Origin of the sequence: Alkalihalobacterium chitinilyticum, from assembly GCF_029028005.1 — a bacterium.
Classification (GTDB): domain Bacteria; phylum Bacillota; class Bacilli; order Bacillales; family Bacillaceae_F; genus Alkalihalobacterium; species Alkalihalobacterium chitinilyticum.
The window spans coordinates 1-13,788 of the sequence record NZ_JAOTPO010000024.1; the positions used below are offsets into that span (position 1 = coordinate 1).

At 39.4% G+C, this 13,788-nt stretch carries 14 protein-coding genes and 1 rRNA gene; all 15 read right to left on the reverse strand.

Going from position 1 to position 13,788, the window contains the following annotated elements; translation table 11 throughout:
* Window positions 1-109 (reverse strand): 16S ribosomal RNA (locus N7Z68_RS21715); the annotation flags it as partial.
* A 504-nt stretch (window positions 110-613) separates the two neighbouring features.
* A complete protein-coding gene (gene lysS / locus N7Z68_RS21720) occupies window positions 614-2,116 on the reverse strand; it encodes a lysine--tRNA ligase (protein WP_275120550.1) in 1,503 nt (500 codons plus the stop codon).
* 220 nt (window positions 2,117-2,336) lie between these two features.
* Entirely contained in the window at window positions 2,337-3,338 is a 1,002-nt protein-coding gene (gene dusB, locus N7Z68_RS21725) for a tRNA dihydrouridine synthase DusB (RefSeq protein WP_275120605.1), read from the reverse strand.
* Window positions 3,339-3,366: 28 nt separating this feature from the next.
* Window positions 3,367-3,573: a helix-turn-helix domain-containing protein gene (locus N7Z68_RS21730; protein ID WP_275120551.1), complete on the reverse strand. Its 207-nt coding sequence runs from the start codon at window positions 3,571-3,573 to the stop codon at window positions 3,367-3,369.
* Window positions 3,525-4,052, reverse strand: a complete 528-nt coding sequence (folK, locus tag N7Z68_RS21735; protein ID WP_275120552.1) for a 2-amino-4-hydroxy-6-hydroxymethyldihydropteridine diphosphokinase — start codon at window positions 4,050-4,052, stop codon at window positions 3,525-3,527. Before folK ends, N7Z68_RS21730 begins: the two co-directional genes overlap by 49 nt.
* A complete protein-coding gene (folB, locus tag N7Z68_RS21740) occupies window positions 4,045-4,413 on the reverse strand; it encodes a dihydroneopterin aldolase (protein ID WP_275120553.1) in 369 nt (122 codons plus the stop codon). The genes folK and folB overlap by 8 nt, the downstream gene beginning before the upstream one ends.
* Before the next feature lies 1 nt (window position 4,414).
* On the reverse strand, window positions 4,415-5,242 hold the full coding sequence (gene folP / locus N7Z68_RS21745; RefSeq protein WP_275120554.1) for a dihydropteroate synthase: 828 nt from the start codon (window positions 5,240-5,242) through the stop codon (window positions 4,415-4,417).
* Window positions 5,243-5,248: 6 nt separating this feature from the next.
* A complete protein-coding gene (pabC, locus tag N7Z68_RS21750) occupies window positions 5,249-6,115 on the reverse strand; it encodes an aminodeoxychorismate lyase (RefSeq protein ID WP_275120555.1) in 867 nt (288 codons plus the stop codon).
* Entirely contained in the window at window positions 6,100-6,696 is a 597-nt protein-coding gene (gene pabA, locus N7Z68_RS21755) for an aminodeoxychorismate/anthranilate synthase component II (protein ID WP_275120556.1), read from the reverse strand. Before pabA ends, pabC begins: the two co-directional genes overlap by 16 nt.
* Before the next feature lie 18 nt (window positions 6,697-6,714).
* The gene (gene pabB / locus N7Z68_RS21760; RefSeq protein WP_373323215.1) at window positions 6,715-8,172 is read right to left on the reverse strand and encodes an aminodeoxychorismate synthase, component I; all 1,458 of its coding nucleotides are present in this window, start codon (window positions 8,170-8,172) and stop codon (window positions 6,715-6,717) included.
* A gap of 170 nt (window positions 8,173-8,342) precedes the next feature.
* Window positions 8,343-9,266 carry a cysteine synthase A gene (cysK, locus tag N7Z68_RS21765; protein ID WP_275120557.1) on the reverse strand — a complete coding sequence of 308 codons (924 nt, stop codon included), beginning with the start codon at window positions 9,264-9,266 and terminating at the stop codon, window positions 8,343-8,345.
* Between the two features lie 107 nt (window positions 9,267-9,373).
* Window positions 9,374-10,261, reverse strand: a complete 888-nt coding sequence (hslO, locus tag N7Z68_RS21770; protein WP_275120558.1) for an Hsp33 family molecular chaperone HslO — start codon at window positions 10,259-10,261, stop codon at window positions 9,374-9,376.
* Window positions 10,254-11,039, reverse strand: a complete 786-nt coding sequence (locus N7Z68_RS21775) for a type III pantothenate kinase (protein ID WP_275120559.1) — start codon at window positions 11,037-11,039, stop codon at window positions 10,254-10,256. The genes hslO and N7Z68_RS21775 overlap by 8 nt, the downstream gene beginning before the upstream one ends.
* A 104-nt stretch (window positions 11,040-11,143) precedes the next feature.
* Complete coding sequence (gene ftsH, locus N7Z68_RS21780; RefSeq protein ID WP_275120560.1) at window positions 11,144-13,168, reverse strand: ATP-dependent zinc metalloprotease FtsH; 2,025 nt, start codon at window positions 13,166-13,168, stop codon at window positions 11,144-11,146.
* A gap of 68 nt (window positions 13,169-13,236) precedes the next feature.
* On the reverse strand, window positions 13,237-13,776 hold the full coding sequence (gene hpt / locus N7Z68_RS21785) for a hypoxanthine phosphoribosyltransferase (protein ID WP_275120561.1): 540 nt from the start codon (window positions 13,774-13,776) through the stop codon (window positions 13,237-13,239).
* Between the last annotated feature and the right edge of the window lie 12 nt (window positions 13,777-13,788).

Sequence of the window (13,788 nt, forward strand, 5' to 3'; positions counted from 1 at the left end):
CGTCCGCCGCTAACCTCATAAGAGCAAGCTCTTATGAGGTCCGCTCGACTTGCATGTATTAGGCACGCCGCCAGCGTTCGTCCTGAGCCAGGATCAAACTCTCCATAAAAGTGTTTGATATAGCTCATTGTCACAAACGTGACGTTTTTAAAACATTGACGAGATATCATGTATCTCATTTATTTCGCTTGGCTTTTTGTTCAGTTTTCAAAGAACTTATAGCTTGTCTGCTGTGTGACAGCGACTTTACTAATATAACACGCTGTTAAATGGGAGTCAACAATTAATTTTATTTTTTTATAAAAACAAAATACAATTAACGTCGACAAAATAATGCCTGTTACCTATTATACTGATTGTCTTAAAAAAATAAAGAGTATTTTTAAGGAAAAAGTCTTTTTCTTTACTAACTAACCTATTTGCCTTAAACATTATGCAAATTTATTGTATTAGTTGCGTTTGTCTATTTATTGCTTCTAAGGCTCCTTAGTAACTTTTACATTGCTAAGATCCATTATAACCAACACGAGCTTTTTTCAACAGATTTTACACAAAAAGATGCCTGTACCCTCCAATATATACGTTAGGAGAAGTACAGGCACGTTTTAATAATCTATTCTTCAGTAGTTTCACGGTGACGCATTTGCGGGAACAATAATACATCACGGATAGATGGAGAATTTGTTAATAACATAACTAAACGATCAATACCGATACCTAAACCGCCAGTTGGAGGCATTCCATATTCTAGCGCCTCTACAAAATCATCGTCCATCATATGTGCTTCGTCGTCACCTTGTTCTCTTTCTTTTAATTGATCTTCGAATCTTTCTCTTTGATCAATTGGATCATTAAGCTCAGTAAATGCATTCGCATGTTCGCGGCCCACAATAAAGAGTTCAAATCGGTCTGTAAAACGCTCATCTTCTGGGTTCTTCTTCGCTAATGGAGAAATTGCCGTTGGATGACCATAAATAAATGTAGGTTGTATTAATTTTTCTTCAACAAAGTGCTCAAAGAATTCATTTACTACATGTCCATAAGTCATTGTATCTTTTACATGAACCTTATGCTCTTTTGCTATTGCTCGAGCTTCTTCGTCGCTCATTTCTTTCCAGAAATCTACACCCGCATATTCTTTAATCGCATCAACCATGTGAAGTCTTTTCCATTCAGGCTTTAGATTGACTTCATAGTCTCCATACTGAACAGTTGTAGTTCCTAACACTTCTTCCGCAATATGCGCAATTAAGTTTTCAGTTAAACTCATAATATCTTTATAGTCAGCATAGGCCTCATATAACTCAATCATCGTGAATTCCGGGTTATGTCGTGTTGATACCCCTTCGTTACGGAAAACGCGTCCAATTTCATACACCTTTTCTAAGCCACCAACAATCAGACGCTTTAAGTGGAGCTCGATCGCTATTCTCATATAGAGAGTCATATCAAGAGCATTATGATGCGTAATAAAAGGACGTGCTGAGGCACCGCCAGCAATGGAATGCATCATCGGTGTTTCTACTTCTAGGTATCCTCGGCTGTCTAAGTAACGTCTCATAGACTGTAAAATCTTACTTCTAAGCACAAACGTATCACGAACTTCAGGGTTTACAATTAAATCAACGTACCTTTGACGGTAACGTTGCTCAATGTCTTTTAACCCGTGGAACTTATCTGGTAAAGGTCTTAATGATTTCGTAAGTAATTGGAAGTTAGTTACTTTAATAGATAACTCTCCAACTTTGGTTTTGAAGGCCACACCAGAAACTCCAACAAGATCACCAATGTCGATCGTATTAAATAGATCATACGCTTCTTCACCGATAGCATCTTGTCGAACATAGATTTGAATTTTCCCAGTCAGATCCTGTATATGAGCAAAGCCTGCTTTTCCTTTGCCTCGCTTTGTCATGATACGGCCAGCAAGAACGACTTCATGCTTATCCTCTTCTAACTGCTCTTTAGAGATTTCACCAAATTGCTCTGTCATCTCTTTGGCAGAATGCGTTCGTACAAACTTACCTCCAAATGGATCGACACCTTTGTCCACTAGTTTTTTTAATTTCTCTCTACGTACGGCTAGTAAGTCATTTAATTCTAATTCCTGTGACATTTCATCAACTCCTAATTTTCTTTAAAACTATAGATTAATATTGATAGTTAACATTCACTAACTCACTTCATAAACAAAGAGAATTTTATGTAACTTAAAGTTAACCATTTCGTGAATGATTTAGTTTTGGCTTATATGTAGAAAAACTGCCAGCAGATACTGGCAGTTTGTGATTATCTCAGACGAATTATAGAAAAGTAAAGTGATAAAGTCAACTATCTTAGCCTACTTCGACAGTCTCGTTCATTCTTGCTTCAACTTCATCAATATAGCTGTATAAAGAATTGTATACATCATCGCGCGTTTCGAACTGATTGATTTGATCTCTCACGTTTGAGCTTCCACTCATTCCTTTAAGATACCACGCTGCATGCTTCCTCATTTCACGGACAGCTACTCTTTCACCTTTTAATGCGATTAAACGATCTAAGTGAATCATACATACATCGATTTTCTCTCGCGGTGTTGGATCTCCAGGGAGTTCGCCTGTTTCTAAAAAGTGAACTGTACGATAAAGCATCCAAGGGTTCCCTAATGCAGCTCTTCCAATCATGACACCGTCTACCCCTGTAGTATCTAACATGCGTTTCGCATCCTCAGGTGTTTTTACATCGCCATTACCGATAACAGGAATATTTACAAATTCCTTCACTTCTTTAATGATATCCCAATTTGCTACACCTTCATACATCTGAACTCGCGTACGGCCATGCACAGCTACCGCTTTTCCTCCTGCACGTTCGACTGCACGTGCATTTTCAACAGCAAAAATATGCTCATCATCCCAACCGATACGCATTTTAACGGTTACCGGCTTATCTACAGCGTCAACTACAGCTGATACCATTTCGTAGATCTTGTTAGGGTCGAGCAGCCACCTAGCCCCTGCATCACATTTCGTAATTTTCGGTACTGGACACCCCATATTAATATCGATAATGTCTGCATTCGTATTTTTATCTACAAATTTGGCAGCCTCAACTAATGTTTCTTTTTCACCGCCGAAGATTTGCAAGCTCAATGGTTTTTCACGCTCATCTACATACAGCATACTTAATGACTTTTCATTTTTGTGTAAGATTGCTTTATCACTAACCATTTCAGCACATACAAGTCCCGCTCCAAATTCTTTCGCAATTAATCGGAAAGCTGGATTACAGACACCTGCCATAGGCGCTAAAACAACTGGGTTTTTCATTTCAATATTCCCAATCTTCAGCATCACTTTTCACCTCCAACATCTTTTATAACTATTTATTTGAAGTCAACTCATCTTTACTAATTTGCAAAGCCTCAGCTATTTTTTCAATTAAATCTTCCGTTGGCACCCTCGTCCCTCTTTCAACTTCGCCCAATACTGAGATTGAAATCCCTAAAGCGTGAGCAAACGATTCTTGCGTATAACCTTTCAATTTTCGAAAAGCCCGTATTCTCCTACCCCATTGTTCATTTTCCATACTCTAACACCTTCTTTATCTGTTAACCTTCTATAGATCTCCGAAACTGTTACCTGCTCATGAGGCAGTATTAATTGAGGGTTAATTTCCTTCAACGGAATGATGACAAAACTACGCTCACTCATTCTTGGGTGAGGAATCATCAAATCATCCATCTTAATATTTTCTTGATTATAGAGTAAAATGTCAAGGTCTAATGTTCTGGGACCCCAACGGACAGGAGTATTTTTTTTTGCCTTACTTTCTATTTCTTGGGTTACTTGTAATAGTTGTTCAGGTGAATAGGAAGTTGAAACCTCAATAACCATATTCAGAAAATCTTGTTGATCCAAATAACCCACCGGTTCCGTTTCGTAGATGGAGGAAACACGGTTGATCGTGAGACCGGCTTCCTCATTCAATTCCTTCAAGCCAAATAAAAGATATTCTTCTCGAGCACCGATGTTAGAACCCAATGCGATATATACGAGATTATTCACCATTTCGACTCCTTGTAATTTCTACTGCTACAGAATTGTAATGGCCGTTTATTGGTGGGTCTGGTTTAATGACTTTTATTGTACAAGACTGGACGATCGGAAATGTTTTAAGGATTGAGGAACTGATGTTTTCAGCAATTGTTTCCACTAATTTATGGGTTTGGTTCTCCACCACTTTTTTTGTAAGTTCGTATACTTCTGCATAGTTGATTGTTTGATTTAAATCGTCATTCGTCCCTGCCGGACTCAAGTCTAACCATAAGGTTGCATCTACTTTAAAGCGTTGACCTAATTTGTTTTCTTCAGGATAGACACCATGGTATCCATAAAATTGCATTTGATCGATAATAATTTTGTCCATTTTATACACCTTTCCCTAACATCGCATCCATCATTTTTGCCATTCGGCTCATTTCTAAAACATCGTGAACTCTAACAATTTGACAACCTTTCGCAATGCCGAGGCAAATCGTTGCTCCAGTTCCTTCTACTCGCTCGTCCACTGGAAGGTCTAATGCTTTGGCGATAAAAGACTTCCGGGAAGTCCCTAATAAGACGGGATACCCCAGGTCAACAATTTCATCTAACTTTCTCATGACTTCGAGGTTGTGCTCATACGTTTTAGCAAAGCCAATTCCAGGATCAAGAATAATTTGATCATCACGGACCCCAGCCTCGTGACAAATATCTATACTTTCTTGCAGATCTCTTTTCATATCTTCTAACAGATTGACATAGTTTTTGTTTGTACGGTTATGCATGAGAATAATCGGAACATCGTAAGCTGCTGCTACTCCTGCCATCTTAGGGTCTGCTTTCGCTCCCCATACATCGTTAATAATCGATGCTCCTGCTTCAATCGCTTGTTTAGCGACCTCACTTTTATACGTATCGATCGAAATCGGGACATCAACCTCTTGTGCAATCGCGGAAATTATAGGAATAACTCTTTCCAATTCTTCATTTTGTTCTACCTTTTCTGCTCCCGGCCTTGTTGACTCCCCGCCAATGTCAATAATTTTAGCTCCTTGACTTACCATTTCTTTAGCATGGCGAACAGCTGTTTCTATCTCGTTATACTGACCACCATCAGAAAAAGAATCGGGTGTTGCATTTAAAATTCCCATTACAGTTGTTTCACCTAAAAATTGTGATGCTCTAACTTTTGGAGGATTCATTTGAACAGACATTTCGACTTACTCCTTTTTATATATTTCGACTCGACTGTTAAGTTTTTTCCTTAGTGAGAAATAATGTTTCCGCAACTGATTAGCCAATGTCATTTCGCTGTCGTAGTTCGTCTTGCCTTCAACATCTTCAAGTGAGACAACTTCTTGAATGGAATTGGTTACAAAAGCTTCATCTGCTTCAAACAAGTCTTCACTTTTATAAAAACCTTCTTGGTACTCGTACCCTAGATCGTTTAATAACGTTAAAATAAACTGCCTCGTTACACCATTTAGTATTCCCGTTTCAACTGCTGGTGTATAAATAACATTATTTTTTAGCCAGAAAAGATTGGAGACAATTCCTTCAGCAAGATACCCGTCTTGCGTTAAGAAAATTCCTTCAACACTTGCATCTGAACCTATTTCCCGTTTTCCAATAATGTTATTTAAATAGTGATGGGATTTTAACCGTTCATTTCCTTCGGGTGTATTTCGTTTTGTGTTCAACATAACCCCACGTTTTGTCACTGACATCTTTTCTGGAAGTGGTTTAACGTACACAATCGTTGAAGGTTGATCATATGGTTCATCTTGTAGTCCTAACGGGCCAACTCCTGCTGAAACATTCCATCTCACGTATGCATTCGTTAATTTATTTTTAGCTAATAATTGCTGTAAGACCGTCATGACCTGACCTTTTGTCCAGTCCCAATTGATGGAGAGATGACTTAAGCTTTGGCGTAACCGAAGAAAATGGTCATCCACTAAAAATGGATGACCGTCATAAATACGAAACGTCTCAAATACACCTAAGCCATACATAAAACCATGATCAAACGCTGAAATTTTTGCATTTTCCGGTGTTACAATTTCACCATTTACATAGATGTACATGCTGAGGTACGCCCCCTATAGTGTTCAATAAAATTAAGCAATAAACGCTTACCTGACTCCGTCATTATGGACTCTGGGTGGAACTGAACACCTTCAATAGGGAGTGTTTTATGGCGCAGAGCCATAATTTCCCCTTCTGCTGTTTCAGCTGTAATTTCTAAGCAGTCTGGAAACGTTTCTCTTTCAACAATTAAGGAATGGTATCTTGTTGCTGTAAAAGGACGTTCTATACCTTTAAAAATGGTTTGTTCGTTATGAGTGATCTCAGAAGTCTTTCCGTGCATCAACCGTTCCGCTCGAATGACTTTGCCGCCAAACACTTGCCCAATCGACTGATGTCCTAAACAAACGCCGAAGATCGGGATTTTCCCGGCAAAGTGTTCGATTGCCTTTAAACTTACCCCTGCCTCATTCGGGCTGCATGGCCCCGGCGATATCATTAAATAGTCTGGATTTAGTTCTTCAATTTCTTCAATGGTGATTTCGTCATTTCGTCGAACGACTAACTCTTCACCCATCTCACCTAAATACTGCACTAAATTGTACGTAAATGAATCATAGTTATCAATCATTAAAATCATTAGTACTCCTCCTCAGCTCTACTTTACTTTTTCTTCACTGACCTCTTCTTCACTCAACTCTTTTGCACGCCATAGTGCAGTTGCTTTTTTTAATGATTCTTTATATTCATGTTGTGGATTAGAGTCAATCACAATACCTGCGCCGGCCTGTACATAAGCCATACCGTCTTTTGCAAGGATTGTTCGAATGACAATATTTAATTCCATGTCTCCATTATAACCGATCCAGCCAATCGATCCTGTATAAATTCCTCTTCTAACCGGTTCAAGTTCTTCAATGATCTCCATCGTTCTCACTTTAGGTGCTCCTGTAATCGTTCCACCTGGGAAAGTTGCTCGAATGATATCGTATGCGTCTTTTCCTTCCGTAAGCTTTCCTTTTACATTTGAAACAATATGCATAACATGCGAGTATTTTTCAATGACCATTAACTCGTCCACTTCAACTGAACCAAACTCACACACTCTTCCTAAGTCGTTTCGCTCAAGGTCAACGAGCATAATATGTTCTGCACGTTCTTTTTCGTTTTCAATCAGGGTCTTAGCATTTCTTTCGTCTTCTTCTTCGTTTTTTCCTCTTGATCTCGTTCCTGCGATCGGCCGAGTACTTACTTCTTGTCCGGCTTTCTTGACAAGAAGCTCTGGTGAACCGCTTGTTAACTGGAATTCAGGAGTATGGAAGTAGGCCATATATGGCGAAGGGTTAACTTCACGTAACTTTTCATAGATGTGGAGTGGTTCTGTTAGCAGCGGCTTTGCCTGACGGACCGACAAATTAACTTGAAAAACATCGCCAGCAGCAATATATTCTTGAATTTTTTTAACAGCATTTGCAAATTCAGCTTCTGACAAAGAAGCTGTCCAACCGTTTTCCACTTGAACGTCTGATGCTTGCCACTTCCATTCATCTAATGGTTGGATCCATGTTGTTTTATAGAGTTCCAACCGTTCCACAGCTGTTTGTGTTTCACTTTCTTTGTAATGAATGATGATGTTTAATTCTTGGCTCTCGATATCATAAACAAATACGTCATCAAAAACGAGAAAGTAAAGCTCTTCCATTCCTAAATCATCTTGAGCTGTAGTGGGCAATTTTTCAATTTGCCTTACAAGGTCATAGCTAATATATCCTACTGCTCCACCCTGAAATGGAACAGCCTCTTCGCAACAGCCACGCTGTTTCTCTTGCATCCATGCTTTCATATTCGTAAGGAGGTCCCCTGATCTAGTGTGGGTTTGTCCATTATGTTCAATCGTTAATGTTTGATCTTTTCCTTTAATAATAGCTATTGGACTTAAACCTATAATATGATATCGACCAGCTCTGCCACTTTCTAATAAAACATGATACGGCTCCTCTTTGGAAAGCTGCTTATATTGTTGAAACCAATCGCTTTCACTTAATGGGATTTTCGCTGTCAACACCTGTTGTTTATCTATGGAATTGTCTTGAAGCAATACACACACTCTCCTCATTAATGGCGAATGATTTCTAACCATTTTTCTTACGTTCATTCTACAACAATTTATAAAATACGGAAAGCAGTACTGCCTGTTTGTAGCTCAAAGAACAACAGCAGAGCTTTTATGAAGGCAATACCTTAAAAAAGACTGACACATTTGCGTCAGCCTTTAATTTTTTTCTATTATTCATCAAATTGATAAAGTGGAGTTGAGAGGTAACGCTCACCATTACTTGGGATAATCGCTATTACCTTTTTGCCTGCACCTAATTTTTCAGCCACTTGAAGCGCTGCATAAATAGCTGCACCAGAAGAGATACCACCTAAAATTCCTTCTTCACGTCCGGCACGGCGTGCAATTTCAAATGCTTGATCATTCGTAACTTGAATAACTTCATCATAAACGTTCGTGTTTAGAATGGAAGGAACAAAACCGGCTCCAATTCCTTGGATTTTATGCGGACCTGGTTTTCCTCCTGATAAAACTGGAGAATCTGCAGGTTCTACTGCATAGATTTTAAGGTTAGGGAAGTTCTCTTTTAACAATCCGCCTGCACCTGTAATCGTTCCACCAGTACCGATTCCTGATACAAATGCATCGACACTTCCTTCAACTTGCTCTAAAAGCTCACGGCCTGTTGTTTCACGATGAACTTCGGGATTTGCTTCGTTCTCAAATTGCTGAGGCATGAAGTGACCATCTTCTTTGGATAATTCTGTTGCTTTGCGAATCGCACCACCCATACCTTCTGGCCCTGGAGTAAGTACTAACTCAGCACCATAAGCTCTTAAAAGATTACGACGCTCCATACTCATTGTTTCTGGCATAACCAGCTTTGTTTTATAGCCTTTTGCAGCTGCAACCATCGCTAACCCAATTCCTGTGTTTCCACTAGTCGGCTCAACAATAATATCGTCTTTCTTTAATCGACCGTCTCTCTCAGCAGCTTCAATCATCGCTAAAGCGATACGATCTTTTACACTGCTTCCAGGATTAAAATACTCAAGTTTTAAATAAATATCTGCAGACCCTTCAGGTACGATTCTGTTTAATTTTACTAATGGCGTTTGCCCAATTAAATCTGTAATAGAATTTGCTACACGCATTTTTAACTTCCCCTTTCGTTAATACCGAGTAAATTCATTGGTTTTGTTAAGATTATAGTAGCAAATGATTTCCAATTAGTCAACGGATTTTTTTGATAATTTTAACTCTAATTATTTTTTCCTGTTTCTGTTAGTAACGCTTCTAACTCTGGTTTAGTGAACACATAAGTTTCGTTGCAAAAGTGACAACGAGTTTCGGCTTTTCCTTCCTCGTCGATCATTGCTTGTATTTCTTCGGCACCTAAACTGATAATAGCCGTTTCAAACCTTTCCTTTGAACAAGTACAGGAGAATTTAACATCCATTTGATCAAGGATCTTCAAGTTCTCTTTACCAAGTAACTCTTCAAGGATTTCTTCGGGGCTTTTACCCGCTTCAATTAATTTAGAGATTGGCGGGATTTGGCTTAAACGATTTTCTATAAACTCAATGATGTCATCTCCAGCACCAGGCATCATTTGAAGGATAAATCCACCGGATGCTAAGATGGAGTAATCAGGGTTAACGAGTACCCCAACGCCAACAGCAGAAGGAATTTGTTCAGATGTTACGAAGTAGTATGTAAAATCCTCACCCAATTCCCCGGAAATAAGCGGAACACTTCCTGTAAAATAATCTCGGAGACCTAAATCTTTTACAATAGAAAGTTGGCCATTTGTTCCTACTGCTCTTGCAACATCGAGTTTCCCATGAGCATTTAAATCAAAGTGAACATGTGGGTTTTTAACATAACCTCTTGTTTCTCCTTTAGCATTCGTATCAACAATAATATGACCGATTGGCCCGTCTGCTTCGATTTTTACAGTGATTTTTGCATCACCTTTTTGCATGGCGCCCATGATCGTTGCCGCTGTCATCGCTCTTCCTAAGGCAGCGGATGCCGTCGGCCAAGTGTCTTGTCTTTTTGCTGCTTCACCAACCATTGCGGTCGTTCGCGTTGCATACGCTCTCACACTACCATCAAATGCAATCGCTCGTACAAGATAATCACTCATGCTCTTCGTCCTTTCTAGCATTTTTCATATAAATCATTTGCAGACCTTTTAGCGTTAAAAACGGATCTACAACATCAATCGTTCTGGACTCTTTTCCTATCAGGGTAGCGAGTCCTCCTGTGGCAATAACTTTAGGTTCTACCGGAGATTGCTCTTTCATTCTTCTGACGATTTCATCAACTTGTCCTACATATCCATAATAGATACCCGCTTGCATGGCATTTACCGTGTTCTTACCAACTACTGAAGGCGGTTCTGAAATTTCAATACGAGGTAATTTCGATGCTCTTGTATATAAAGCCTCAGTTGAAATACCGACTCCCGGGGCAATCGCGCCTCCCATATATTGCTTCTCTTCGTTAATATAACAGAACGTGGTAGCTGTACCAAAATCGACGATAATTAAAGGGCTTCCATATAAATCGATGGCAGAAACGGCATTAACGATCCTGTCTGCCCCTACTTCTCTAGGGTTTTCATACTTAATATTTAAACCGGTTTTAATTCCAGGTCCAATTACAATTGGATCTAACTTAAAATATTTCTTGCACATCTTTTCTAATGCAAACATAATCGGTGGAACAACAGAAGAAATAATAATTCCATCGATTTCAGTTAAGCTGAGATCTTGATCTTGAAACAAGCTTTTAACAAGCATACCGTATTCATCTTCTGTCTTATCTCTACTCGTAGCAATACGCCAATGATGAATTAGTTCATCACCATCATATACACCAAGAACAATATTCGTATTCCCTACATCAACAACAAATATCATAATTGTTTCACCACATTTCCCTTTTTTATATGTATGTTTACTTTACCTCAATTTTATCATTTTCAAAAGAAAATAGGATGTCTTGTGACATCCTATTTTTCCTATTACTTATCGGTTTTATTTTCATCTTCTGATTTTGGCTTCGCAGGTGTTTCATCTGAAGGCTTAGCACCAGTTTCTTCTTTTGCTTCTGCCTCATCTTTTTTAGAAGAAATATTAACTTTAACATCACCATCTTGAGTCGTTTCAGACTTAAGCTCTTGTTTACGATACGCATCTGTATGATGGTTTTCAGGAAGTTTTCCTTCGTTAACAAGTGACTTAATTTGTTCAGCATCTAACGTTTCAAGTTCCATCAACGTTTCTGCCACAAGATCTAGCTTATCTTTATTATCAAGAAGGATCTGCTTACAACGTTCATAACATTCTTTAATGAAACGTTGAACTTCTAAATCAATTTCATAAGCAATTTGGTCGCTGTAGTTTTGCTCATTTTGAATATCACGACCCAAGAACACTTGGCCACCGGAACTTTGTCCAAATTGCATTGGTCCTAGTTTCTCACTCATACCATATTCAGTAACCATCTTACGAGCGATACCTGTTGCGCGCTGGAAATCATTATGAGCTCCAGTACTTACTTCTCCAAAAGTAACTTCCTCAGCAACACGCCCGCCAAGTAAGCCCATAATTTTATCAAGCAACTCTGGTTTGGTCATAAAGTAGCGATCCTCTTTCGGAAGCATAACAGCATATCCACCAGCTTGCCCGCGTGGAACAATCGTAACTTTATGAACCATATCTGCATTTTCAAGTTTGACACCAACGACCGTGTGGCCTGCTTCATGCCAAGCAACAATTTTCTTTTCTTTCGCTGATATCACACGACTCTTCTTAGCCGGACCAGCAATCACTCGGTCTATCGCTTCTTCAATATGAACCATGTTCACTTTCTTCTTGTCTTGACGGGCAGCAACTAGAGCCGCTTCATTCAGAAGGTTTTCTAAGTCAGCACCCGAGAAGCCAGGTGTACGAGCAGCAATTGCTTTAAGATCGACGTCATCAGCAAGAGGTTTATTACGTGCATGCACTTTTAATACCTCTTCACGACCTTTAACATCTGGTCGGCCTACTAGAATTTGTCGGTCAAAACGACCTGGACGCAGTAATGCTGGGTCTAGAATATCCGCTCGGTTTGTTGCCGCGATGATAATAATTCCTTCATTTGCACTAAATCCATCCATCTCAACGAGTAACTGATTTAGCGTCTGCTCACGTTCATCGTGACCCCCGCCAAGACCTGCTCCACGTTGTCGTCCAACCGCATCAATCTCATCAATAAAGATAATACACGGTGCATTTTTCTTCGCATTTTCAAATAGGTCACGTACACGAGAAGCACCGACCCCAACGAACATTTCCACGAAATCAGAACCACTGATTGAGAAGAACGGTACACCCGCTTCACCTGCAACAGCACGTGCTAATAACGTTTTACCTGTACCTGGCGGTCCAACTAATAGAACCCCTTTTGGAATACGAGCACCAATTGCCGAGAACTTTCGAGGGTCTTTTAAGAATTCAACAACCTCAACAAGTTCTTGCTTTTCTTCATCTGCACCAGCAACATCTTTGAATTTCGCTTTCTTCTTATCATCCTGAACCATTTTCGCCTTACTCTTACCAAAGTTCATGACACGGCTTCCACCGCCCTGAGCCTGGCTTAGTAAGAAGAAGAATAGGATGAAAATAATGATAAATGGAATAATTGACGTAAAAAAGGTAACCCAACCACTTGTCTCATCAGCAGGCTCCATCGTGAACTCCGGTGCAGCACCTCCACCTTCTTGAACAGCAAACAGTCTTTCAACTGCCAACTCAGCCCTAGGAATATATGTTTGGAAATACTCTCCTTCTGGCATGTTTACAAGCTGTCCGCGCACTAAGTACACTTGTCGCTCAGGCTTTAAAGAAAGAGTGGTAACCTCGCCATTTTGAAGTTTTTCATAAAACTGATCAACTGTCATCGGTGTCGTCTCGACTTGATCACCGCTAAAGACACTTACAATTCCTACGATGACTAGAAAAATTAATAAGTAAAATATCGTGTTACGAAAAATCCGATTCATTCCTGACCTCCTCCCACGTACAATAAGCTTAAATTATAGTATCATATTTACCACTTTTTTCACAATCTTTACGTCCCATAAATTTCTGGCTTTAGTACGCCAATATACGGGAGGTTTCGATAGCGCTCAGCAAAGTCTAATCCATATCCGACAACAAACGCATCTGGAACCGTAAATCCGGCAAGATCCGGTACTAAATCGACCTTTCTGCCATCTGGCTTATCTAACAGAGTGACAATCTTAACCGATTTTGCTTTGCGGTAATGAAATAACTTTACTAAATAACTTAGTGTTAAACCGCTATCTATAATATCTTCTACAATGAGGACATCGCGTCCTTCTACTGAAGTATTTAAATCTTTTACAATTTTAACTTCACCTGAAGTAACAGTACCCGCACCGTAACTTGATACATCCATAAAATCAAGCTCGATATGTGTATCTATTCTTTTCGTTAAATCGGCCATAAAAGGCAGAGCACCTTTTAAAACTCCGACAACAAGGGGAAACCGGCCTTCATATTCTTTCGTCAGCACGCCTCCTAGCTCGCGTACCTTCTGTTGTATTTCTTCTTCCGAGATTAAAACTTCTTTGATTTCGTCTCTCATTCTACTGTTATA